Annotated in this window: 27 protein-coding genes and 4 pseudogenes; 19 read left to right on the top strand and 12 right to left on the bottom strand. The window is 60.1% G+C overall.

Features of this window, described 5'->3' with window-relative positions; translation table 11 throughout:
• The first annotated feature begins 137 nt into the window (after positions 1 to 137).
• The 3 genes and pseudogenes from M1D34_RS26955 to M1D34_RS26945 all read left to right on the top strand — a co-directional run.
• Positions 138 to 851: a GntR family transcriptional regulator gene (locus tag M1D34_RS26955; protein WP_498785679.1), complete on the top strand. Its 714-nt coding sequence runs from the start codon at positions 138 to 140 to the stop codon at positions 849 to 851.
• A gap of 337 nt (positions 852 to 1,188) precedes the next feature.
• Entirely contained in the window at positions 1,189 to 1,326 is a 138-nt protein-coding gene (locus tag M1D34_RS26950; protein ID WP_498785678.1) for a hypothetical protein, read from the top strand.
• A gap of 45 nt (positions 1,327 to 1,371) precedes the next feature.
• Positions 1,372 to 1,509 (top strand): annotated as a pseudogene (locus M1D34_RS26945) (IS110 family transposase); the annotation flags it as partial.
• Between the two features lie 29 nt (positions 1,510 to 1,538).
• On the opposite strand, the gene M1D34_RS26940 reads toward M1D34_RS26945, so the two are convergent.
• Entirely contained in the window at positions 1,539 to 2,486 is a 948-nt protein-coding gene (locus M1D34_RS26940) for a LysR family transcriptional regulator (RefSeq protein ID WP_498785677.1), read from the bottom strand.
• Positions 2,487 to 2,535: 49 nt separating this feature from the next.
• Between M1D34_RS26940 and M1D34_RS26935 the strand changes: the two genes are divergently transcribed.
• Positions 2,536 to 2,949 carry a cupin domain-containing protein gene (locus M1D34_RS26935; protein ID WP_498785675.1) on the top strand — a complete coding sequence of 138 codons (414 nt, stop codon included), beginning with the start codon at positions 2,536 to 2,538 and terminating at the stop codon, positions 2,947 to 2,949.
• On the opposite strand, the gene M1D34_RS26930 is transcribed toward M1D34_RS26935, so the two are convergent.
• The 3 genes and pseudogenes from M1D34_RS26930 to M1D34_RS26920 all read right to left on the bottom strand — a co-directional run bounded on the left by M1D34_RS26930 (position 2,895) and on the right by M1D34_RS26920 (position 4,182).
• Entirely contained in the window at positions 2,895 to 3,548 is a 654-nt protein-coding gene (locus M1D34_RS26930; RefSeq protein ID WP_498785673.1) for an alanyl-tRNA editing protein, read from the bottom strand. The two genes, M1D34_RS26935 and M1D34_RS26930, sit on opposite strands and share 55 nt — an antisense overlap.
• Before the next feature lie 125 nt (positions 3,549 to 3,673).
• A pseudogene (locus M1D34_RS26925) lies at positions 3,674 to 3,919 on the bottom strand (benzoate/H(+) symporter BenE family transporter); the annotation flags it as partial.
• Positions 3,916 to 4,182 (bottom strand): hypothetical protein, encoded by a 267-nt coding sequence (locus M1D34_RS26920; RefSeq protein WP_498785671.1) that lies wholly within the window; start codon positions 4,180 to 4,182, stop codon positions 3,916 to 3,918. The gene M1D34_RS26920 and the pseudogene M1D34_RS26925, both read right to left, overlap by 4 nt.
• 22 nt (positions 4,183 to 4,204) lie before the next feature.
• Here M1D34_RS26920 and M1D34_RS26915 point away from each other — a divergent pair, with 22 nt between their 5' ends.
• The 4 genes from M1D34_RS26915 (at position 4,205) to M1D34_RS26900 (ending at position 5,817) form a co-directional block, all read left to right on the top strand.
• Complete coding sequence (locus tag M1D34_RS26915) at positions 4,205 to 4,549, top strand: DoxX family protein (protein ID WP_498785669.1); 345 nt, start codon at positions 4,205 to 4,207, stop codon at positions 4,547 to 4,549.
• Between the two features lie 314 nt (positions 4,550 to 4,863).
• On the top strand, positions 4,864 to 5,127 hold the full coding sequence (locus tag M1D34_RS26910) for an AraC family transcriptional regulator N-terminal domain-containing protein (RefSeq protein ID WP_498785667.1): 264 nt from the start codon (positions 4,864 to 4,866) through the stop codon (positions 5,125 to 5,127).
• 17 nt (positions 5,128 to 5,144) lie between these two features.
• Positions 5,145 to 5,435, top strand: a complete 291-nt coding sequence (locus tag M1D34_RS26905) for an AbrB/MazE/SpoVT family DNA-binding domain-containing protein (protein WP_498786243.1) — start codon at positions 5,145 to 5,147, stop codon at positions 5,433 to 5,435.
• Positions 5,428 to 5,817 (top strand): type II toxin-antitoxin system VapC family toxin, encoded by a 390-nt coding sequence (locus M1D34_RS26900; protein ID WP_498785665.1) that lies wholly within the window; start codon positions 5,428 to 5,430, stop codon positions 5,815 to 5,817. Before M1D34_RS26905 ends, M1D34_RS26900 begins: the two co-directional genes overlap by 8 nt.
• Positions 5,818 to 5,914: 97 nt before the next feature.
• Here M1D34_RS26900 and M1D34_RS26895 read toward each other — a convergent pair.
• From M1D34_RS26895 to M1D34_RS26875, 5 genes and pseudogenes are all read right to left on the bottom strand, one after another.
• A pseudogene (locus M1D34_RS26895) lies at positions 5,915 to 6,517 on the bottom strand (transposase family protein); the annotation flags it as partial.
• A gap of 552 nt (positions 6,518 to 7,069) precedes the next feature.
• Positions 7,070 to 7,690: a hypothetical protein gene (locus M1D34_RS26890; protein WP_498785663.1), complete on the bottom strand. Its 621-nt coding sequence runs from the start codon at positions 7,688 to 7,690 to the stop codon at positions 7,070 to 7,072.
• Between the two features lie 706 nt (positions 7,691 to 8,396).
• Positions 8,397 to 8,777: a hypothetical protein gene (locus M1D34_RS26885; protein ID WP_498785661.1), complete on the bottom strand. Its 381-nt coding sequence runs from the start codon at positions 8,775 to 8,777 to the stop codon at positions 8,397 to 8,399.
• Positions 8,778 to 9,100: 323 nt separating this feature from the next.
• A complete protein-coding gene (locus M1D34_RS26880; protein WP_498785659.1) occupies positions 9,101 to 9,223 on the bottom strand; it encodes a hypothetical protein in 123 nt (40 codons plus the stop codon).
• A gap of 48 nt (positions 9,224 to 9,271) precedes the next feature.
• The gene (locus M1D34_RS26875) at positions 9,272 to 9,613 is read right to left on the bottom strand and encodes a hypothetical protein (RefSeq protein WP_498785657.1); all 342 of its coding nucleotides are present in this window, start codon (positions 9,611 to 9,613) and stop codon (positions 9,272 to 9,274) included.
• Between the two features lie 514 nt (positions 9,614 to 10,127).
• On the opposite strand from M1D34_RS26875, the gene M1D34_RS26870 reads away from it, so the two are divergent.
• Entirely contained in the window at positions 10,128 to 10,409 is a 282-nt protein-coding gene (locus M1D34_RS26870; RefSeq protein ID WP_498785655.1) for a hypothetical protein, read from the top strand.
• An 18-nt stretch (positions 10,410 to 10,427) separates the two neighbouring features.
• Entirely contained in the window at positions 10,428 to 10,646 is a 219-nt protein-coding gene (locus tag M1D34_RS26865) for a hypothetical protein (RefSeq protein WP_498785653.1), read from the top strand.
• Between the two features lie 177 nt (positions 10,647 to 10,823).
• Here M1D34_RS26865 and M1D34_RS26860 read toward each other — a convergent pair whose 3' ends face one another.
• Positions 10,824 to 11,192: a phage integrase N-terminal SAM-like domain-containing protein gene (locus M1D34_RS26860; RefSeq protein ID WP_498785651.1), complete on the bottom strand. Its 369-nt coding sequence runs from the start codon at positions 11,190 to 11,192 to the stop codon at positions 10,824 to 10,826.
• A 232-nt stretch (positions 11,193 to 11,424) separates the two neighbouring features.
• Positions 11,425 to 12,378, bottom strand: coding sequence for a LysR family transcriptional regulator (locus M1D34_RS26855; RefSeq protein WP_498785649.1), 954 nt, complete (start codon positions 12,376 to 12,378; stop codon positions 11,425 to 11,427).
• Positions 12,379 to 12,502: 124 nt separating this feature from the next.
• Here M1D34_RS26855 and M1D34_RS26850 point away from each other — a divergent pair, with 124 nt between their 5' ends.
• From M1D34_RS26850 to M1D34_RS26810, 9 genes and pseudogenes are all read left to right on the top strand, one after another.
• Complete coding sequence (locus M1D34_RS26850) at positions 12,503 to 13,549, top strand: aromatic ring-hydroxylating dioxygenase subunit alpha (RefSeq protein ID WP_498785647.1); 1,047 nt, start codon at positions 12,503 to 12,505, stop codon at positions 13,547 to 13,549.
• A 12-nt stretch (positions 13,550 to 13,561) separates the two neighbouring features.
• Entirely contained in the window at positions 13,562 to 14,662 is a 1,101-nt protein-coding gene (locus tag M1D34_RS26845) for an FAD-binding oxidoreductase (RefSeq protein WP_498785645.1), read from the top strand.
• Positions 14,663 to 14,793: 131 nt separating this feature from the next.
• The gene (gene hisC / locus M1D34_RS26840) at positions 14,794 to 15,831 is read left to right on the top strand and encodes a histidinol-phosphate transaminase (protein WP_498786241.1); all 1,038 of its coding nucleotides are present in this window, start codon (positions 14,794 to 14,796) and stop codon (positions 15,829 to 15,831) included.
• A 114-nt stretch (positions 15,832 to 15,945) separates the two neighbouring features.
• Positions 15,946 to 17,910: a DUF2817 domain-containing protein gene (locus tag M1D34_RS26835; protein ID WP_498785643.1), complete on the top strand. Its 1,965-nt coding sequence runs from the start codon at positions 15,946 to 15,948 to the stop codon at positions 17,908 to 17,910.
• 53 nt (positions 17,911 to 17,963) lie between these two features.
• Complete coding sequence (locus M1D34_RS26830) at positions 17,964 to 18,761, top strand: transporter substrate-binding domain-containing protein (protein WP_498785641.1); 798 nt, start codon at positions 17,964 to 17,966, stop codon at positions 18,759 to 18,761.
• A 100-nt stretch (positions 18,762 to 18,861) separates the two neighbouring features.
• Positions 18,862 to 19,569, top strand: coding sequence for an ABC transporter permease (locus tag M1D34_RS26825; protein ID WP_498785639.1), 708 nt, complete (start codon positions 18,862 to 18,864; stop codon positions 19,567 to 19,569).
• 3 nt (positions 19,570 to 19,572) lie between these two features.
• A complete protein-coding gene (locus M1D34_RS26820; RefSeq protein WP_498785637.1) occupies positions 19,573 to 20,271 on the top strand; it encodes an ABC transporter permease in 699 nt (232 codons plus the stop codon).
• Positions 20,272 to 20,302: 31 nt separating this feature from the next.
• Positions 20,303 to 20,434: pseudogene (locus M1D34_RS26815) on the top strand (S-(hydroxymethyl)glutathione dehydrogenase); the annotation flags it as partial.
• Positions 20,435 to 20,660: 226 nt separating this feature from the next.
• Positions 20,661 to 22,070, top strand: coding sequence for an FAD-binding oxidoreductase (locus tag M1D34_RS26810; protein ID WP_498785635.1), 1,410 nt, complete (start codon positions 20,661 to 20,663; stop codon positions 22,068 to 22,070).
• A gap of 58 nt (positions 22,071 to 22,128) precedes the next feature.
• Here the strand turns inward: M1D34_RS26810 and M1D34_RS26805 are convergent, their stop codons facing one another.
• Positions 22,129 to 22,476 (bottom strand): hypothetical protein, encoded by a 348-nt coding sequence (locus tag M1D34_RS26805; RefSeq protein ID WP_498785633.1) that lies wholly within the window; start codon positions 22,474 to 22,476, stop codon positions 22,129 to 22,131.
• Between the last annotated feature and the right edge of the window lie 15 nt (positions 22,477 to 22,491).

Here is a 22,491-nt window from a genome sequence, read left to right as displayed (position 1 = left end):
CATGCACAGAAAACAGGCTATCGTTCGCAATTAGCGCGGCACATCGTATACTATTTAGCCTTCACTTTGCGCGCAAATTTCCTTTAACTTCTACGGGAAACACAGATATCATTCCCGGTCAAAAGGTATTTGTGTTCATGAAGGCCACCGCAACCGCCCTGCCGACTGCAGAGGATTCAGCCGATACAGGCGCACAACAAATCCGCGACGCGATCCGCGATGCGATCGTCGAGCGGCGTCTGTCACCGGGAACTAAGCTGTCGGAAAGCGATGTCGGCAACCTGTTCAATGTCAGCCGTACGCTCGCGCGCGCCGCCCTGCAGGCTCTTTCCTATGAGGGCCTGGTTAGCGTCGAAAGGAATCGTGGTGCGTTCGTCGCCTACCCCTCGCCCGATGAGGCCCGCCAGATTTTCGCTGCCCGCCGTCTGGTCGAGCCCGGCATCTTGCGAGAGGCTGCAGCCAGAATTACGCCTTCGCAAATCCAGCATCTGAAGCAATTGCTGCTGGAGGAAGGCCGCCTTATGGGCGAGCGCGGCCAGACGGCACGACGTGCCGAAATCAAGGCATCAGGCGACTTTCACCTGACGCTTGCCGGCATATCCGGCAACGCGATCATGCAGCGTTTCATGGATGAGCTTGTCGCCCGCTCGTCGCTGGTGATCGCCCTCTATGGCCAATCGACCATATCGAGTTGCGGCCATTCCGAGCATGGCGATATTGTGGCCGCGATCGAGCGGAACAATCTCGACGAGGCATGCCGGCTGATGCTGCACCACATTGCACATATCGAGGCCGATCTTGATCTGCGCGAACGCAAGAGCGTCGGCCTCAAGGAAGCCTTCGAACGGTGATGTCAAATTAACCAGAGTTGAAGTTGTTGACCGGCACTTTCGGTTCCCACTATGTCTGCGATCAGCAGAAGAGCATCACCCATCAGATCACCGACCGGATCGCGGGATCGCCGAGGCACATGCGGATAAGTGAGTTGGCGAACTCGGCAACTCGAGACGGAGCAGAAACAGAAAACTTTTCGACGTTTACGCTGCGGAGCTCTCTATGAAGCGCCTTTTCATAGATGAGTCTGTATGGGATCGGTGGTTGCGGGGGCCTGAGCGCACACAGACCAAATTCGACATACCGCCCCGTCAAATCGTTTCCGCTCTTCAGAAGGCGTACGCAGAGTCATCGATGACGATCAAGGATGCCTACGGTGCCAACGTGGCGTTCAAGATGAAGTACGGCTTCATAGCGAACCTCCTACTGAGCCGCTTCTTGGGTGAGCTAGGCGCAGCCGCGGCAAAGCCAAACGTTGGAGGCGCGCGATGACGCTTGGCGACATGGGAGGAACCGTAGCGACCGCTCCGCAAGAATATTTTCCAAGTTCACGGCATCGACGCTTGCAGCAAGGTCGTCGTTCGTAAGTCATTGCGCCGTGGCGAGGTAATGAAATTCTTCGCTGGCCTTCACCCCTGCCTCCTCCGCATCGAGGCATGTGCGACAGCTCATCATTGACGTTCAATTCGGACCAGGCCTTCAGCTCACCCGCCAAGCACCTTCCTCAGCACCGGCAACTCTTCAACGGCAAAATCGATGAAGGCCGAGATGCGCGGCGTTGTTCTCTGGTCAGGATGGCACAGGAGGTACCAGGCGCGTGCCAACTCCGGTACCGGTGGAAGCACTTGGACGAGCTCCCCCTCTGCATCTCCGATCGGCGTCGGCAGCGGCGCAATGCCGAGACCGGATTTGACGGCTGAGACCACCCCGAGAACGCTGTTGTTGCGCGCTACGATGCGCGCACCGGGCACTGCACTGGCGAGCCACTTCGTCGCCCGATGGTTCTCCATCACCCCGTCAAAACCGATGAGATCATGCTGCAGCAGTTCCCCGATCGAGAGAGGCCGTCCGCGCCGGTTTGCGTAGTCCCGGCTCGCGTAGACGGCCCAAGTGGAGTCCGCGATCTTGCGCCCCACCAACCGCTCGTCGCTCGGCTCGCCCGAACGAAACGCGATATCGGCATCGCCGTTGGCAAGATCGACATATCGATCGCTGATGACAAAATCGATCCTCAAGTCTGGATAGCGCTCCTGGAAGCGATCGACAAAGGCGGAAGCGACGATGCGGGAAAGTACTGGTTCGGGGCACGTGAGACGCACGGTCCCGGTGAGTTCATGCTTCAGGCGAAGAACCCTTCGTCGCAGTTTTGCCATGCTGTCTTCTACATCGGCCAGTACCGGTAGTAGCTGCTCGCCGATTTCGGTCAGCTGGTAACCTCTCGGGTGCCGATGAACCAGCCGCAACCCCATTTGTCGTTCGAGCTCAATGATGCGACGGTGGACCGTCGATTGGTTCACTCCCAGCTCACGCGCGGCCGCGAGCGTGGAGCCTTGGCGCGACACCGCCAGTAAATAGCGCAGATCGTTCCAGTCAAATTTGCCTGGGTTATGCATTTTTGCTCGTGCCTCCCGCAACCTTGCTGCTACCGCCACTGTCCTTCCTCGAATAGTTTTGGCGCATGCCCAACTGAGGAGGAACCAAATGGAAAAGGCAACAGTCGAAACAATGATCGCCGCATTGGACGTCGGCGTCACTCGCTCGGCGAAGGATCGGGGCATGGCGCAACTGACGCCGCTGCACCGGGAGGTATTAAGCAGCCTTCCTCTGGGTGACCGGCAAGAAGTGCGCGTGTTGCATGCCCTGCTTCAACCGGGCGACGTTACGCCGTACCACTCGCATCGGTTTCCCGTGACAGTTTATGTCATCGAAGGGGTCTTTACCCTGAGGCTCGATGGACGTGAGCCGGTGTCGATCGGCGCCGGCCAGGTGTTTATCGAGCCACCACATGTCAACATGACAGGAAGTAACGAAGGGGACGTCCCCGCACTCACCATCCTGTTCTACGTCTGCGATCCCGATACGCCGTTCGCCGATCCAGTTCCATCTGCTACGTAGAGCGTTTGCATTAGGGGTTTTGGTGCCTCGCCCCGTGCGCCGAGTTCGAGTTTCATGTCGGGCGAAATGAGAAACTGAGGGGTCAATTCCTCGATTCGCTTGACAATCCGCACCGGTCTTGCTTCTCCGGTCGATTTCAGATGCGTGCCGCCGCATCCCTGCTGGTCTATATCTCCAATCTCCACGATGCGAACATTGCCATCAGCTTGGCGGGGCGGCGACACGGCTTTACTGCGGAAAAGACCGGGAACGGCGTTTGCAGCGTCCCAGGACATCAGGAAGGCTGTTATGGGCAAATCCACCCGTATGACGTCATTGATCGGACCGGCGAGCATGCGAAGCCGATCGGCGTCCGAGACGGGAAGATCGAAGTCCAGCCGGAAAGTCCCGTCGCCCGACAATTGGGCTCCCATCAGAAGCGCTCCATCGAATGTCTGGAAGACAATGCCGTTGGCGATGTGAGCCAAAGTATGCAGTTCGCACATGAGACGACGAAAACCGGCATCAACGGCGATGCGGACAAGCCCGCTGGCCTCTGCCTCCCAGCATCCATGCAAGGATGATTGGCAGCGACAGGGTCGGCAGTTGCGCAACGGCATGGATCGGCGCGAGGCACAGCTCCATCAGATGCCGGCGAGCATTGCACTGGCCAGCGACAGGGGGAGATGGCCGCGACAGCCCGACCGAGAGGACGCCATAGCCCGGCGGTGACGATGAGAAGGCCAGTGATCAGAAAGGCCGTAACGGCGACACTGAAGCCGCCATCGAGCACCCCCGTCCCCATTAGCAAGGCAGCACCGGGCGTTGACCACGCAATGCTGAGAGGCTGTCGGTGGCGTATGCCAAGGTAGATCGCAAGGACGCCTTGCCCGACGCACAGAACCAGCAGACCCGAAGCAGCTTCGGCCGGAGTTGCGCTAACGCAGGACAGAAAGCAGCCGTCATCAACCCTATGAATGATGCGCTTCATTGTTGAGGTCTCAGAAAGCGGCTGACCATCATGGTGACGAGCTTGCGGCTTTCCTCGAAGTCCAGGCCGGCCGTCATCAGCGGCAGCATAGGCGCGGCATCAAGGACGGCCACCAGAACCGCGCTTGTGTGCTTCGGGTTAAGATCGGGATCGACTTCGCCACGCGACTGACCAGCTTTCAGAGCTTCTATCAGTAGCGCCCGCACACCATCGGTGTTGAGGATGGCCCGGATTCTTTCATTGCGCCCCGCTTCTGCCAGCAACTCGAACAGGATGCGGCAATGATTGAGGTCGTCCCAGCCACTCGTATTCCACAGTTCCGATAGCAGCACGGCCGCTTACGGCAATACCTTCATCTCAGAGGAAAATGCGGCAGCCTATGCGGCTTGGGGCTACCCCGACTGGTTCCACTACATCACTGCCATTCTTGAACTGGGGGCCGGGCTGTTGCTGATCCGCGCTGGCTCGCGGCCCTATGGAGCGGGCCTTGGCACGCTGGTGATGGCCGCCGCTTCCCTCACGACACTGGTGAACGCCGACTACACCCATGCCGTCGCCCCCAGCATCCTCCTGCTCGTTTCGCTTGTCGTGCTGAGCCTGTCCTTGGCCGCTCGGCGAGCAGCTAACTGAATTCCCCCTTTCGGAGAATCCCCGATGAATAGCTCACCAACTCCAGCCGGCCCGGCCGATCCTGCAAACGCGCCTGCGGCGCATCTGGACGGCTGGTCCGATCTTCTGTCCGACCGTCATCTCGCCATCGTCCTGGTCATGGCAAGCGGCGCTCATTGCCCGGCACGTCTTCAAGGATGGCTTCCACGCCACTTCCATCGAACGCGTCACGCTTGTTCGATCCTCCACCGTGACAATGCCGATGCCGAATGTGTACCGGCCGCAACTGCGCCTCGTGGCGCAGGGGCGCAAGGAGGTCACGCTGGGGCGACCGCGTGTTCAGATATGCACCGAGGCGCTATGGGGCCGTGACCTACGACCTGCCGGCGATAGGCCATGTGGTCGAGGCAAGGCCCGACAAACCCTATCTCGGCCTATACCTCGATTTCGATTCGGTCATGCTGGGGGAGTTGGCGTTGCGCGTGCCGCCGCGCCGCCGCCGCCGCCGGGAGGGCCATCCTCGCCCATACCCAGACAAGGCGATGTGGTCGGCGTCGTTGAACATATGCGCCCTAGATGCTATATTGGTCCTAAACTAAGATTTAGGGGGCAAAGAATGACACATGCTCAAAAATCACGAACTGTCCCTGTTTCTCACACGGGCCGTTTAAATCTCCCCGCCGACATGAGGCGGGCGTTGGGCCTTGTCGGTGCAGGCAGGGTTATCGTGACCGAAGAGGAAAATGGTTTGCGCATCACGACGATGGAGCAGAGCCTCAAGCATATCAGGGAACTGGCGCGTCCTTATCGACCACGCCAGGGATACGCTTCTGATGATCTGATCGCAGATCGTCGGGCCGAAGCGCAAAGGGAAAGCGAAACTGCGCAGGACCGTTCGAATGACTGAGGCTGTCCTCGACGCCTCGGCAGTGCTTGCCGTCATCAATGAGGAGCCGGGAGCCGACAAGGTCGAGGCGGTTCTTCCCGGCGCAGCAATCTCCGTCTACAACGTAGCGGAAGTCGTGGCCAAGCTGCTGGACAATGGGATGCCGGCAGAGATCGCGGAAGCCGTGATCGAAGGGCTCCAACTCGATATCATTGATGGCGATGTTGCGCAGGCGTTTCGGAATGGGCGGCTTCGTCCTCTCACAAAATCCGCCGGCCTCTCCCTCGGTGATCGCGCCTGTCTCGCTCTGGCTCAACAACTGGAACTCCCGGCGCTGACTTCTGATAAAGTCTGGCTGTCCATTGCCGAGGCCGCTGAGGTTCAGATTGTCCTGATCCGTTAAAGCGTATTCAGCCTGCTTTGCGGCTGCCAATTAACAATGACTGAGAGGAGGTAGTCATGAGAACCCTCACGATTACAGCTAATACTGATTGGAAAGCGGCCTTGCCGTTAGTCTGTGGCCGGTAAGGTCTGGCGAAAATGTGCTTGAGGCCGAGCCGTCAGCATAGTCCTAAACGCCTTGGCACGATAGCAGGAGCCGTCGGTCATGGTTCCGCGATCTTGACGCCAAAACTGCGATAGTAGGTGATGCCCGTTTCGGCGAAGGCTAGGCGCGAGGCATCGTCGATGGCGACGTGGGCGAACTCGTGACCGACGCCGCGGCTGTCGCTCTTGCGGCGGTCGCCGGTGATGCGATAGCTGGTTCGCGCGACCCTGCCGAGCTTTTGATATCGATGCGGATCAGTTCTCCGGACTGTGCATTCTCGTAGCGACGTAGCGACGCACCGGATCTGCAGGTTGCAAGGCCTTGAGATCGCGCAGGCCGAGGCGCTGCAGCACCCGGCTGACCGTCGCCGTCGACACGCCGACCGTGCTGGCGATGAGCTTGCGGGGCCTGCGCTGGCGGTCGATCCATTTGCGCCCTGTGCGCGGCCTGACGCCTGTGGCAGGTGCGGCGGCCACCGGCGTTTGCCCGCTCGCCACCGGCCGCGCCAGACTTTCTCCATATACGGCGTCAGCCGGGCATTCTTGTGGATGTTCATCTGGTTCATGTCGTGGGTGCTAACGCTTCGACACCTTCAGCTTCCACGACCGAGACCGGATGGACCACTGGATAGAAAGCTCAAACCTAGGCGGTGCCGTGGCGGCGTCACCCTTGAGCAGCAGTTGAGCCGCTTATCAACGCCTATCTGGGGCGCCGTGAACCGTCAGATGACCGGCACCCGCCCATAGCGGGTCGCGGCCAACCGCTCGGACGCTCTCGCAGGTGAACCGCGTAATGGCGACGCTCGAGGAGATTTCGCGGAAGGTCCGGACGGTGGTGAGGGCGCTCAAGGACCTGTAAGCCCGTAAATGGACAATCCGATTTAGCAATCACAAGTTCTGGTCAATTCGACTACCCGCACCAGCCGAACGTCTGCTTGGCGCTTCTGGCTTCCAGTGGATACATTATGCGATCGCCGAGACGGACGCCGCTATCGCAATGGTCATCGTTTCCGTGTTTCCGTTTGCGCGCTCATCTTGGTGGCAATCGCGTCTTCGCCAGGGATTACGCTCCGAGCGGCGATCCCGCTTTGCATCTCGATGACGTGACTTCAACGATCACGTTCCAAATCGGCCACCAGCCTTCTTCTGTCCCGCCTATTTCTGATTTGCTCCGTTTGTAGCTCTCGCCCACGGATCACCGGTCCGCCGGCATTTTCGAGCACAACGAAAACTCTGCGCGCGCCGATGGGAAGGTCTTCCGAGCCGTAATGGCCCACGATTTCAACCATGATGGAGCGAACTTCGGTGTGCCATTCGTTGGCAACCGGGCGTTCCGATTTGGCATGCAGCGCGTGGCGCATCAGCGTACCAAAGGAACCCAGATCCCTGATCTCGCCGCTCCCCAAAGGGCCTTGCCGCGTGCGCTGCCGAGGTTCGGCCGGAGCCTCTCCTTCCGGATGCAGCATGTCCGTTACAGGGCAGATGAGCGACCCCGCAGGGGTCTCCAGTTTAACAAGCACGCTGGCCACGTGGACTGGCCCCGAGCTCATATTGCTGAGGAAGCAGCGAGCGTCCAATCCGGATCCCGCGCCGCGCGTAATCAGCAAGGTGGCACGGAGCTGCCTTCGATAGTTGCTGACGAACACCTGCAGGTAAATCACCCAGACGGCCAGGGTCCCCAGCCCGGTAAGCGCGGTGATAAGTTCGCGATGATCTTCAATCCACTGCAACCCGTTTCTCCGGCGGAAGTGCGATCCTTTGGTGTCGCCAATACCCTGAACGCCAATGCCATGTGGCGGTGAGCATCCAATCGCGTGGAGGCCCCGGCGGCGGGCGAGAGGGCCCGCTCCTGTAACCGCTGAACGTCCGTTATGTTGCATTACAGGGAATGGCTGCCCGGTCGTTTCCCACCCGCACCAAACGGCAGGGGAAGAAGCGGGCGTCAGAGCTGGCTGAGTCACGCCTTCAATTCGGAAGAAGGCTTTTCCTGGCTGGCCAGACCGCACCGCCGTTTTGCTTACCGGCGCAATCAGCGGCGTGGAACACTCTTGCTGCGCCAAACACTGATCAATTTCACAAAGGGAGGCAGCTGTGGAAAAGAACCCCCGGACGAGCGAACAGGAATCGCACCACCCAGCACTGTCAAGAAAAGACCGAAAGGAGATCACTCCCGCGATGAGAAGACGGTCACCGACCCCCATCCTGGTTCCGTCTCCGATGGTACGTATCCCGAAGCGGCCGAAGAGGAGCGTTGACTAACTGCACCGACGGCCTCCTTTCGTGCGACCTGGTGACCAGCCCGCATCGATGCTCTTGAAATCGGAATGTAACAGTTGGATCCGACTTCTGCGCAGGTACAACAGGGCAGCGTCAGCCGGGCTTGAAATTCGCGAAAAGTCCAATTGTCAAACTGCTGAGCCGCTCCTTGGGGGCGTACTAGAGCAGCTCATTCCGGTCCTTGGTCGCTTTTGCCCGCCGCCCTGTGCCATCCGTGTCATTGCCACGCCTGCCTTGAGTTTCGCCGCGCGGCGGTTTGTCGATTGCGCCGCCTTCATTATCCCATTCTACAAGCGAATCCCTCATCCGCGCCGCGGACTGAGGATCCGGGGTGTCTACGTCGAAACCCGCCAAGGATGCTTCGCTGATGATGGCATCCATGAGGTCTGTATCTGAAATATCCAGTTCGGGAAAAACTCGCCGCACTGCGCCAAGAGCTTCCTTGGTCGCAAATGGCCGGGCTTCTTTCTGACACGCGCTCAGAAACGCGCTGATCGCCGCGCGCACCTCAGGCGATATCTTGCGGGAGTGCTTTCTCATCATCACCTCCCGGTGCATGAAGGCTCTGAATCTAAACGCTGCCTGCGTCTCAATGTTCCAACAACCTGAGCCTGCACAGAGGGCACGCTGGGCGGCCACGCGATGGAGGAATGCCTCTATGACACCACTGCGTTCGATCGCGGCGCTTACGACAAGGGCGCTGGCTTACAATGATGACATATATCGTCCCGAAGCCGGAGAATGCTGGCTTGCGGCACGATGTCGGGATGACTTACCAGTTTCCGCTCAACGCGCCGCACCCCGAACGTCCGTCCCAAGATTCTTTCTAGCTTCGCAGGGCGGACGCACGCATGATCAGACGACTACAGGATGCTTCCGAACAGGGACGCATAGACAATCACAGCAATCGCCAGAGTAAACACAAGTGCTACGTACAGCCGCGAGAAATCATAGGTATAGAAGCGGGCGGGAATGAAGCTTTTCATAGCGATCTCCTGATTTTCGTCTGATTGAGATGTCCAAAGCACTGTGCTTCAGGATAGTGATCGACTGCAGCTCGTGCTGACCTTGCCGAGGACGTCCGCTGGAACTTGGATATCGGCCATGATGACCGCTACGAGTTCGTCGCGCTTCGCGCGGTTGTCGTAGCCCTTTAGCGCCGCGAGGTCGGTGCTGCTGGCAGTAGCCATTCGCCCTGCCGCAGTTGAGCAAATGCCCGAAAGTGCGTCCACTCTGGCCGTCTCCGCCGCCATGGTGCTGGCGGTGGTCGTCGTAATCCATCCAGCATTGAAACCGATGATCGGCGCGGCGATAAGCCCAACGACTAAACCAATCGCGTAGGGCTTTGTCCGTTCAAGAATTTGATCGAGTGTCATGATTTAACTCCCTTTAATCGAGTGATTATCGGGATCGTTGCGGGCCCGCGCTCGGACCAGGAGCCAATGGCAATCCAGATTTTCCACAGTGCGCCTCAAAAGAATTAATGTAAACAACCATTTCAGTTTCTTTAAAAAATACATTTCAACCACTGACCTTGCGTACTTTTCGGCATGGAATTATCATTTTTTATCGCTTCATACATAACTCCCGAACACGTATTCTGATAAAAAACAAGATTCTCAATCGCCAATCTTGGTAAAGCCGTATTCATCGCATACAGTTTGACAATCGATCTGGGATCAGCTCGGATTTTTTCTTCCTCAGACGTAGTAGACGCGCCAAGCTTACCAAATCGATCCGCATATCCCAAGTGCATGGCCGCCGTTCCGGCCTTCGTCCTACGAGGCGATCCGAACGTCTGACGGTAGCTGTTCGCGCTGCAATTGGCGCCAAACGGCCTCTTCCGGCATGAATCTGCGACCCATGTTCGCCATAGAAACGGAGGGCGGCATGCTTGCCCGGACCAATCACCGAACAATCCATTTCGATCAAGCATTCTGGATGTCAGACCTCGGCGAGAGCCTAGCTCCTGGCGACTACGAGGTCGATGAGAACGAGGAGTTGATCGAAGGCATCTCCTGGCTCGCCTATCGCCGCGTGGCGACCTTTATCAAGCTACCAGCCACGGCCGAGAACAAATACCGAATGCGTCTTGTAGCGATCGATCCCGAGGAACTTGAACGCCTCATTGCAATCGATCGCCACGAAGACGCAAACTCCCCGACATCCTAACCGTAAAGGTAACATTCAATGCGTCTTCATCGATTCCCCGTCGGTCTGTCAGTGCGTCTTAAAGATCGCGCACATATTTCACCCCGTGCGGCAGAAACCTATCAGATCACAGCCAAACTCCCTTTAAGCGGCAACTCACCCCAGTATCGCATGCGCAATGATGAACTCGGTCAAGAGCGAGTAAGCAACGAAGATAATCTAGAGCCGATTGAACGGGGCCAGACGTCCGATCACTGAGGAGCATCCCAGTCGTGGCGCAGGCGACCGCCGCAAGAAGGCTGCAGATGAAAAGCAGACACGCAGAGCACGCGCTCGCGATCAGCGCATGGTAATCCGACGCGGCGCGCCAAACAGATCCAGACAGCTCGATCAGTACGGCCGCCGTTTCGACGGAGACGGAACCTATACGATCTATCAGCTCATCACGGGAGCGACTGCAGAGATAGGCCCGTGGAAGATGGAAGGGCTCAGCCCCAAAAATGCAGTGCGGGCGCTGCGTAATACTCCGAAGCTGGCCGGCGATCGCCTCCACCTGTGAAGGAACACCCGTAGCGCATTTTGGCGGGAGTGCCACAGGAGCTCCCCCGTTAGCCCGGCATTGGTCATGTGTAGCTGATAGGCCCGCAACTCCTCCGGCGTCGCCGTGTCGGGTGATCGCCGCAGAAAGGCCGCGAAATCCTTGATCGCCCGGATGTGGCCTTTCTGCGCCTTGTCGCCCATCCCGCGGATGCGCATGTCCTCGATCATCCGCTCGCGCAGCGCGGTGGTCTTCTCCTCTGTCATGGGAACCTCCTGTCCATCAGATTGAGAAGCCTCAATCGTCAGGCCAGGAACCCGAGACACAAAGAATGGCGGTCGATCAGGAAACGCACCGCCAGCCACAAGCGCCATTGCCGCGCGAGCGGCTTGGTCCTACCACCCGACCGAGACAAAGCCGGCAACATGCCGCCCAGTCCTCTGTCCCTCGCCTTGAACAGAATCGAACCGACGCCGCCTATTGATGCTGACGAAAGTCTTAGCTCAATTTGTGCTGTTTACTGATCACCGCACCTGAGTTTGGTGCCGAAATCAAATCCTGTTGTTTTGCGATCCCAACTAGCCATTTGTGGAACCTCTGGCCAAATGGCTTTTCGAGGGCGGCCCTGTCCCATGCCAGATAGTACCCTTCGGGCAGCTTCATGCGGATGTCAAAAGGAACCATCAGGCTGCCAGCGGCAACCTCGTCCTGCACCATGGAGATTTGCGCAAGGACAAATCCCCTGCCATTCGCGGCTGCGTCGATGGCACTGCTCGACAAGGTGAACGAAAGGCCCGAAAACGTCTGCCGTCCATCGGCGTTGATCAGGCTCGCCCAGTCCTTCCATTGCGGAGAAGCCTTGTAGTCCGCTTCCCATTCCACATTGAGCAGCGGGAACTTGAGGATATCTTGCGGACAGTCGAGAACACGATTTGCGATGAGCGCGGGCGAACAGGCCGGCACGACCCAATCGGTGAAGAGATTCGCGACATGTTCATGCACGTAGGAACGGCGACCGTAGGTGATACGGAAATCCACCTGCTCGATACCGATGCGGGGCTCCTGCTCTTGGCCGAGAATGCGGACACTCGATTCCGGACAGAGAGAATGCCAGTCGAAAATCTTGCGATTGACCCACTTGTTTGCGACCGACGTCAGGGCGCTTAAAACGATCCCGGTCTCGTTTCGGGCACGGGTTAGAACATTGGCAGCGTGGGAAAGCTGCTGAAAGCCTTTCGCGACTTCCCGATAGTACAGCCGTCCCCATGAGGACAGTTCGACCCGTCGCCCGCGCCGCTCCAGCAACGTCAAACCAAGACATTGCTCCAGGTTTCGGACGAGCTGGCTCACGGCTCCGGGCGATACGCCGAGATCCTCCGCGGCAGCGCTGACAGAGCCACATCGTCCGATTGCCTCGAAGGCCTGCAAGCCGCGCAAGGACGGGTTCGGCATCGTAAAGCACTCCTTCGGCCGGTCGTTTCAATTTAGAATTTCTAAAAAAGAACGCAGGCGCTGGCAACTTGTTGGCACAAAGAAAACATCGAACATTCGCTTAACAAAACGCAAGGAGAGCGAAATGTTTCTCAAGAATGCCTGGTATGTTGCAGCCTGGGATCACGAGGTTGGCCGCGAGCTGAAACCCCTCACGATCCTTGGCGAAAACATCGTCCTTTACCGCAAGCAAGCCGGCCAGGCCGCCGCGCTCGAGGATGCCTGTCCCCATCGGAAGCTGCCGCTCTCCATGGGTCGCATCAAAGGTGACGACGTAGAATGCGGCTATCACGGCCTGACCTTCGACTGTTCTGGAACCTGCACGCGAGTTCCGGGCGCCGAGCGCATTCCGCACGTCGCCAAGGTGCGTTCCTACCCAGTCCACGAACGCTACGGGTTGCTTTGGATCTGGATGGGCGACGCTGACAAGGCGGATCCGAAGGATATCTTTGAAGTTGAGCATTTCGGCGACCCCGCCTGGGGCATCAATCGCGGCGAGTCCATGACGCTCAACTGCAATTACCTCTACATGACGGACAATCTGCTCGACCCGTCCCATGTCGCCTGGGTCCACCAGTCGTCCTTCGCCAGTTCGGCCTGCGAGGAGACGCCGCTTGAAACGACCGTGAAGGACGACGGCGTTACTGTCTGGCGTTGGATGATCGACTCCGAACCGGCCCCATTCTACGCGCCCTTCCTGCAATTCAAGGGCAACACCGACCGCAAGCAGCACTACGAGGTGCGCTATCCGAGCAACGCGATCATCCAAGCGATCTTCGCGCCCGCCCACACCGGCGGAGAAGGTCGCGTGCTGCCAGAAAACACCTTCCTCATGGACAGCTACAACTTCATGACGCCGGTCGATGAAAACCGAACCAAATACTACTGGTTCCAGATGCGCAATTTTGCGCCTGATGACGCAAAGGTTTCCGAGAGCTTTGCCAAATCCGTACGCGGCGCCTTCGAGGAGGATCGCGTCGTGCTGGAGGCGGTCCATCACGGTATGGCCAACATGCAGACACCGAACCTCGACCTGAAGATCGACGTCGGCCCGATGCGTTTCCGGCGCAAGTTGGCTCAACTAATCGCCGCAGAGACGAAAGCCGATACGAACAGCGTAGCGGCCGAATAAGGATCAATCCGGATGCCCGACGCAACGGTCTCGCGCTTCCGCCCCTTCGAAATCGTTTCGAAGGTGTGCGAAAGCGCCACCATCACGTCTTTCCGCCTTGCCCCTCTCGAACCGCAGCACTGGCGGTCATTCGAGGCGGGACAGTTCCTGACGATCCGTGTTCCCGATCGCAAGGGCGGACATGTTCTGCGCAACTATACGGTCTCCTCCTCCCCGCGCGAGGAGGGAACGTATCGGATCACCGTGAAACGTGAGGCCGCACCGTCGCAGGACGTGCCGGATGGCCTAAGCTCGTGCTGGCTGCATGACGAGATCGAACCTGGCGCGGTCGTCGAGATCGACCCGCCTCGCGGCGCCTTCAAGCTGGATAGCGCGAGTTCCAGGCCTGTCGTGCTTCTTTCTGGCGGCGTCGGCCTGACGCCGACGGTCTCGATGCTCAATGTCCTGGCGTGGGAAAGCGACCGCCCGGTCTGGTTCATCCATGCCTGCGACGGTGCGGCTGTCCAGGCACTGCGGGAGGAGGTCGAATATCTCGCCGCCCTGCGGCCCGGCATCACCGTACACTTCTGCTACCGCGTCGCCGAGAGCGGCGATCTCGAGGCTGCCCGGTGCCACTCGACGGGCTTCCTGACGCGCGCGACACTTCAGAGCCTCCTACCGCTCGACGACTACGACGTATACATGTGCGGGCCGCCGCCCTTTATGCGGGCCCTATACGGCATTCTGACCGGTCTCGGTGTACGGAAAGAGCGCATCGCCTACGAATTCTTCGGGCCAGCGAGCCTGTTGTCAGAGGCGGCGCAAACGACGACCTCGCCCGCAAGCGCGCCCGCCGCCGAGCCAGCCACCGAAGGGGACGGCCCTCGTATCGTTCTCCGGAAGTCGGGGCGTTCCCTTGCCTGGGACGGAGCGAGCGGGTCCATCCTCGCCTTCCTGGAGGCGCAGGGCATCGAACCCGAATTCTCCTGCCGCGCGGGGGTTTGCGGAACCTGCGAACAGGGTCTCGTCTCGGGAGAGGTCGACTATTTCGAGGAGCCCCTCGAAGAGATACCGGACGGCCGGCTGCTGTTGTGCTGCACCAGGCCGAAATCTTCGATCGTGCTCGATCTATGACCGCTCGGAACAAGAGGCTGCGGTCTGAACCAGCGTGTTCAATCCCGTAAGGAGGATCCGTGACGAAATCGCTTCATACCGAGATCCCGCTCAATCCGCATGTAGCAGGCCTGCCGCCCTACAATGCGGGTATGAACATCGCCGCAGCGCGACACTACAGCGGTCGGCAAGACATTGCGGCCCTGGCCAGCAACGAGAATCCGGATGGCTGTTCCCCGCAGGTCACCGCGGCACTCGCGAACCTTAACCCCTCGCGCTATTCCGACCCGGCCTGTACGACGCTGCGTGCAGCGCTCAGCCAAAAGCTCGGCGTTACCGCTGAACGCATCGTGGCCGGCAACGGCTCGGAGGAGATGATCGCCGCGGTCTGTCGCGCCGTGCTGCGTCCCGGTACCCTCGCGGCGACGGTCTGTCCCGGTTTCGGGCTGCACGAGATCGAGGCACTCTCCAACGGCGCCAAGGTCGAGAAGGTCGCCATGCGGACAGATCTGGACTTCGACATATCGGCGATCGCCGCTATGCTCGAGCGGGCGCCGGCGATTTTTTTCCTCTCCTCCCCCTCCAATCCAGTCGGTCCGGCGCTCGACCGTGAGAGCCTCAAGCGAATTCTCGAGGCTGTCAGCCATAAGACGCTTCTCGTGCTGGACGAGGCTTACTTCGAGTTCACGGACGACGACGTGCCAGACGGCCTTGCCGCACTCCTGGCAACGGACCTCTCCTGGGTGGTTCTGCGAACCTTTTCCAAGGCCTATGGCCTCGCGGGTCTGCGCGTCGGCTATGCCGTGACGTCCGATGCGCGCCTGGCGCGCGCCGTGACCGCCGCCAAGACGCCATTCAACGTCAATGCCGCTGCGCAGGTCGCCGCCGTCGCCGCACTGAAGGACGACGCGTGGATGCGGTCCTCGGTCGCAGCATTGAAACGCGAGCGGATGCGCGTGGCCGATGCCGTCGACACTATGGGGCTTTCAGCGGCGAGATCGCAAACAAACTTCCTATTCATCGACGTCGGCCGGGACAGCCGGGCCGCGCTGGATCACTTCCTGTCGAAAGGGATCATCGTCAAGCCGTGGAAGGAAGAGGGCTACGAGACCTTCATCCGCGTGACGATCGGCAAACCCTCGGAGAACGACCGCTTTCTCGACGCGCTTCGCGCCTTCGCCGAGAGGTGACGCCCGTGGCGTGCCTCAATCCAACACAGAACAAGGAGTCGGGCCACGACCTCGAGGGAACGAACAATGAGCGGAAACGCAAGTCTGTACAAAGCAAACCGGGAGCCTCTACGCATGTCCTCTTCCACGCTACCTGGTCTCTTGGCCGGTGACTTTTCCGCCCTGCGCGCAAGGTTTCTCGCCGCTGCACGCACCGCGGGGGCCAGCCTGGTCGAGTACCTGCATCCGCTGCACGGACCAAACGGTGAGCGTCTTGCAACCGACGTCGCCTATCTCGGACGCAACGACGCCAACAAGCTCCTGGTGCTGATTTCCGGAACCCACGGCGCTGAAGGTCCTTTCGGCTCGGCCTGCCAGACCGCATGGCTCTCGCAGAATTCCCCTTGGCAGCTTCCCGACGACACCGCCGTCCTGGCGGTCCACCTCATCAATCCCTGGGGCACGGCCTGGACGCGCCGGGTGAATGAAGACAACGTCGACCTTAACCGTAACTTCATCGACTGGCAGAAGGGACCGCCGAGGAATGAACGGTATGCCGAGTTGCATGGCGCGCTCGTCTGTCGCGCCTGGGAAGGCCCGGAGCGCGACACAGCCGTTGCGGCCTACGAAGCCGCCAAGCGGCGGCTAGGCGGCTATGCCGGCATCGCCCCCATCGTGGAGGCCGGCCAGTACGACTTTCCGGACGGCCTGTTCTACGGCGGCGATGGGCCCGTCTGGTCCAACCGAACCCTGATCGAAATCTTGTCGACATTCGCGCAACAAGCCACCGAGGTCGTCGTCTTCGATCTGCACACGGGCGCAGGCCCTTACGGCTACCCTGCCCTCCTCTCTGTTTCGGAGGACAAGCATGCCGGCCTGGAATGGGGGCGGCGCATCTTCGGCCCCGCGCTCTCCGTCGTCGTCACCGGCGCGAATGCGACAACGGATACCGGCATCGCCGCAGCGGCCACCGGCTATGTCTCGGCCGCCGTGCGAAACGCGCTGCCGAAAGCCCGCGTCCTTCCGCTGGTGGTCGAATGCGGAACCCTTGACGGTGCCGCGGTCTCCGATGCGGTTCAGGCGGACAACTGGCTTCACCTGTTCGGCAAGGTCGATACGCCGCTCGGCAGCCGAATAAAGGAGACGCTACGCGCTGCCTTCATTCCGGAGGATGCAGACTGGCAGCGCACTTGCCTGGCGGCCGCGCTGCGCCACTTCGACCGCGCTTTCGCCGACCTCAAGGCGGTCGGCGGCGCAGGCCCAGAAAAACCCATTCCCGCCGCGACGACCGTTACCGTAGTCGCTCATCCGGATGTCGGCGGTCCGAGACTTGACGAAAGGCCGGCGATCGAGGTGCACGACATCCACAAGCGCTTCGGTCCGCTCTCCGTTCTCAACGGCGTCAGCGTCTCCGCGCAGCCGGGCGAGGTCGTGTCGATGATCGGCTCCTCCGGTTCGGGAAAGAGCACCTTCCTGCGGTGCATCAACCTCCTCGAACAGCCGAACGATGGGCGCATCGTCATCGACGGCGAGGAAATCCGCATGAAGAAGACGCCGGACGGCAGCGCCGCACCCGACGACCTGCGGCAGGTCGAGCGCATTCGCTCGCGGGTCGGCATGGTGTTCCAGAACTTCAATCTCTGGCCGCACATGACCGTTCTCGAAAACATAATCGAGGCGCCGCTGCATGTGTTGAAGGAAGAGAGGCAGGCGGCCGTCGACCACGCCCATGCCCTCCTGAAGAAAGTCGGCCTCTCCGACAAGCACGCCCAGTATCCCGGTCAACTGTCTGGCGGTCAGCAGCAGCGCGCCGCCATCGCCCGCACGCTCGCCATGCACCCGAAGCTCATCCTCTTCGACGAGCCGACCTCCGCGCTCGATCCCGAGCTTGTCGGCGAGGTCCTGCGGGTGATCCGGCAACTGGCCGAAGAAGGAAACACGATGATCCTCGTGACGCACGAAATGCAGTTCGCGCGCGAGGTCTCGCACAAGATCCTCTTCCTCCACCATGGAAAGGTGGAAGAAGAGGGTGCCCCGGCGGATGTCTTCACCAATCCGCGTTCCGAACGCATGCGCCAGTTCCTGGCCCGGACGCTCTGACGACCGCCGGCTTTACCCGCTCAACAACGACGCTCAACATGGGGAACCAAAACATGAAGCTGAAAAGCCTGTTGCTCGCCACACTCTTCGCCGCCGATCTCACGACGGCGCAGGCCGCCGAGGGCGAATTGTCGATTGGAACGGAAGGCGCCTATCCGCCGTGGAGCATGGCCGATGCCTCGGGTAACGTCACCGGCTTCGATGCCGATGTCGGCAACCTGCTCTGCGCCAAGCTGGAAATGAAGTGCCAGTTCGTCGTTCAGGCCTTCGACGGTCTCATTCCGGCGCTGAAGGCCAAGCGTTTCGACCTCATCATCTCGGGCATGTCGATCACCGATGACCGCAGGAAGGAGATCAACTTTTCCATCGGTTACGCCGAACTCGCCAACATCTTCGTCGCACCGAAAGCTTCCGACCTTGCCGGCATCAAGGACTTCGACAGCCTGATCAAGGCGCTCGACGGCAAGAAGGTCGGCGTGCAAGCCGGCACGACCCACGCCCACTATCTCGAGAAAAACGTGCCGAACGCCGATCTGAAGACCTACGACACGCTCGACCAGATGCAGATCGACCTGGCCAGCGGTCGTGTCGACACAGCGTTTTCGGATGCCTCCGCCCTGGAGGACTTCCTCGCCAAGCCCGAAGGCACGGATTTCCAGCTAGTCGACGTCAAGATCGCCAGTTCTTCCGATCCGACGCTCGGCGAAGGCATCGGCGTCGGCATTGCGCGGGAAAACACGGAGCTGAAGGCCCGCGTCGATAAGGCGCTCTGTGAACTGGTCGCCGACGGCTCGATCGGCAAGGCGAGCGAGACCTGGTTCAAGACGGACATCTCCCGCCCCTGCCAGTAACGCCCACGCGGCATCTCCCGGACGAGCAAAGACGCAAGGGCGATCGCCTTCCGGGAGATGCTGCCTCCGACAGGACAACAGACAGGTTTGGGCTGGTTCGATGGAACTTGGATTATGGCAGGTATGGGAGGGCGGCTGGATCGCCGCAATCCTGCGCGGCGCGGCGATCACCATCGCCGTCGGCATCGCGAGCATGGCCTTCGGCATTGTCATCGGCATTTCCTGTGGCCTGATCAAATGGGCGCGGCTTTTCCCGCTGACGCTGGCGGTGGACTTCTACACGTCGGTCGTGCGCGGCATCCCGGAACTCCTTATCATCTATCTTCTCTTCTTCTCCTCCGTGGAGTTCGTGGCGCAGGTCGCCGCCGCCTTCGGATATCAAGGGCTGGCCGGAAACGGCTATGCTTTCGTCATCGCCGTCACCGCTATTGCGGCCATATCGGGCGCCTATTCGACCGAAGTCGTGCGCGGCGCGCTCTCCGCCGTTCCCAGCGGCCATATCGAGGCGGCGCGGGCGCTCGGCATTTCCGGCGGGCGCATCTTTCGCCGCATCATCGCGCCGCAGATGCTGCGGATTGCGGTGCCCGGCCTGAACAACGTCTGGCAGACGACCATTAAGGATACGGCCCTCGTCTCCGTCGTCGGCCTCCAGGAACTGATGCGCGCCGCCTTCGTTGGGGCCGGCTCCACCCGCCACCCCTTCATTTTCTACGTCATCGCGGCCGTCGCTTATCTCGCGATCACGCTGGTCAGCCAGAGTGGGTTCGACTGGATCGAACGCCTTCTGCGCCCCCGTACAAGGAAATAGGCCATGGATCTCGAACTCGTTTACCTCGCCGTTCCGACCCTCGCCAAGGGGCTGTGGCTGACTGCCCTCCTGACGCTTGCTTCGGTCGCCACCGGCTTCAATCTCGGGCTCGCGCTCGCCGTCATGCGTTTGTCGGAAAACCGGCTCGTCAGCGGTTTTGCCAAGGGCTACAGCACCGTCTTCCGAGGCACGCCGCTGCTCGTTCAGCTCTTCCTTTTCTACTATGGCCTCGGCCAGATCCCCTTCGTTCGCGACAATCCCGTCCTCTGGTGGATCATTGGCGATGGCGCCCATTGCGCCGTGATGGCGCTGGCGCTCAACACGGCGGCCTATACGTCGGAAATACTGCGCGGCGGCCTCATGTCCATTCCGGGAGGGCTCGTCGAGGCCGCGCAGGCCTGCGGCATGTCGCGACTCCTCTGCTTCCGCCGGATCACGTTCCCGCTTGCCATCAGACAGGCTTTGCCGGCCTATGGCAACGAACTCGTCCTCGTCGTCAAGGGAACGAGTCTTGCCTCGACGATCACCGTCTTGGAAATCACCGGCCATGCAAAGCGCTTGATGAGCCAGACCTATGCGATCCTGGAAGTCTTCGCGATCGCCGGCGTGCTCTACCTCCTGATCAATCTGGTACTGATCACCCTTGTCCGGCTCCTCGAAGCCCACCTCACGCGCTACCTGCCCCGGTTGGCAAACGCCTGAAACTGTAAAAAATCCTGGAAGGAAGAGACCTATGAACGTACGCGCCGCCGTTGCCGTTCAGGCCGGAAAACCGCTTGAGGTAATGACCGTTCAGCTCGAAGGCCCTCGCGCAGGCGAAGTGCTTATCGAGGTGGCCGCCGGCATCTGCCATACCGACGACTTCCGGCCTTTGTCTCCTCGATCGTCGAAAGCGGCTACGACCCGGCGAAGATGGACAGTGTGCGCGGTCGCCCGGGACCTCAACCTGGCGCCCTATGACTGCCTCAACCCCGGCTTGATGGATTACATCGCCCTCTGGAGGGCGAAGAAGAAGAACGGTACGCTCAGAACAGAAGCGCCCTGAACGACTTGCCGCAGCCTCTCATCATGCTCGACTCAGGGAACATCAAATGCATCGCCTGCCGCCCGAATTCACTGCCGACATCCGTAAAATCGTCGGTGAAGGAAATTTCAAGGAAGGCGAGGCTGTCGCCACGATCGATTATGGAGTGACTCCCGAAAACCTAGGAGCCGGCGCGGTTGTCCTTCCCAGAACGACCGAGGAGGTCGCGGCCGTCGTCAAATGTTGCCTCGCCAACGGGATCCCGCTCGTCACGCATGGAGGGCGAACCGGGCTCGTGGGCGGGACCATGTCGAGGCCGGGCGAACTGGTGCTTTCGACCGCCCGCCTCAATCGAATCCTGCACCTCTCCCGCGTTGAGCGGGTTGCGATCGTGGAAGCTGGTGTAACACTGCAAGCGCTGCAAATAGCAGCCGCGGAACATCGGCTTGAACCAGGGATCGATTTGCCGTCTCGCGGTTCGGCGACGATCGGAGGCATGGCTTCGACAAATGCTGGAGGTATTTCAGCCTTTCGGTTCGGCGTCATGCGGCATCGCATCCTGGGCTTGGAGGTGGTGCTCGCGAATGGCTCCATCTATTCGGACCTTACTCGGGTGGTGAAAAACGCCGCCGGCTATGATCTGAAACATCTTTTCGTCGGCGCGGAAGGCACACTCGGTGTCATAACGCGCATTGCCGTCAAACTCGAACCCCAGCCGTCAGCCGCAGCGACAGTGCTGTTCGGGCTGGCATCGGTGGACGCTGCACTCGAGACGGTTCGTCGAGGTCTCGATGCCGAATACGGTCATCTGCGCGCCGCCGAGGCGATCTGGAATACCTATTTCCGCCTGACCTCCGGCCATCATCATTGGTCAGCGGCGGATTACGATGCCGATCATCCCGTCAACCTTCTGATGACGCTCGGTGGCGCTGAAGAGTCAGCATTGCAATCCGAACTCGGACGCATTTATGAAGACGTCATCGCGGTTCACCCCGACACCTCGGCCGTGATTGCGCTTTCCGGCGCCCAGGAGGCAGACCTCTGGCGACTTCGCGAAGACACGGACCTGATCTACCGAAAGCATCCGGGGGCGCCATCCTACGATATCTCTATCCCTCTTTCGGAAATCTCGACTTATCTCGAGCGCTGTCTTGGGGACTTAAAGGGCATCGATACGACGCTTGATCCCTATGTCTTCGGCCATCTTGCCGATGGAAACCTCCACCTCGTCCTCAACAACGCCGGCAGCGACATTCCGGCGGCGAAGGCGAGCGCTATTGACAAGGCGGTGTACAAAGGGGTCGTTGCGATGGGCGGATCGTTCTCTGCCGAGCACGGGATCGGCGTCAAGAGAGTGGCGCCGTTGGCAGTCATATCCAACCCGGTGAAGATGGCGCTGATGCATCGGGTCAAGGAAGTACTTGACGCACCAGCACTCCTGAACCCCGGAAAGGTGTTGCGCACAGGCACGCTCTAGATCGGAGACAGCTCCGGTAGCAAAACGGATCGCCGGAGATCCTCTATCACTCTGTTCTTTAAAGAGCTCTGGACGAAACCGCGCACATGCTCATGCAGGTCCGGACGGCCGCGCTAAACGGCGAACTTCGCATCTGCTGTTTCTTGACCATCCGCTTTCCAGCCAGCGAATTTACCGCCGACTCTGCAAGGGTCGTAGAGACGCGAAGTCCGGCTCGGTAGCGGATACCATAGTTGATGATCGCACCGCGGTTAGAACGGATGTAGGTCAGGAGCAGCGAGCCGAGGCTGTGGAGCCGTGAGATCGAGAATTCACCTTCCTTCTGCGACTGCGTGAGAACAATAAGGAGCCGCTCCAGGTCGCGAATCGCCCGATCGACGCGGCCGTGCCACAGACGCCACTTCACGGTCCTGATGTCCCT

The sequence above is a fragment of the Ensifer sp. D2-11 genome (assembly GCF_054161295.1).
Note: the sequence above shows the minus strand (reverse complement) of the source record. Positions and strands in the feature narration are given on the sequence as shown.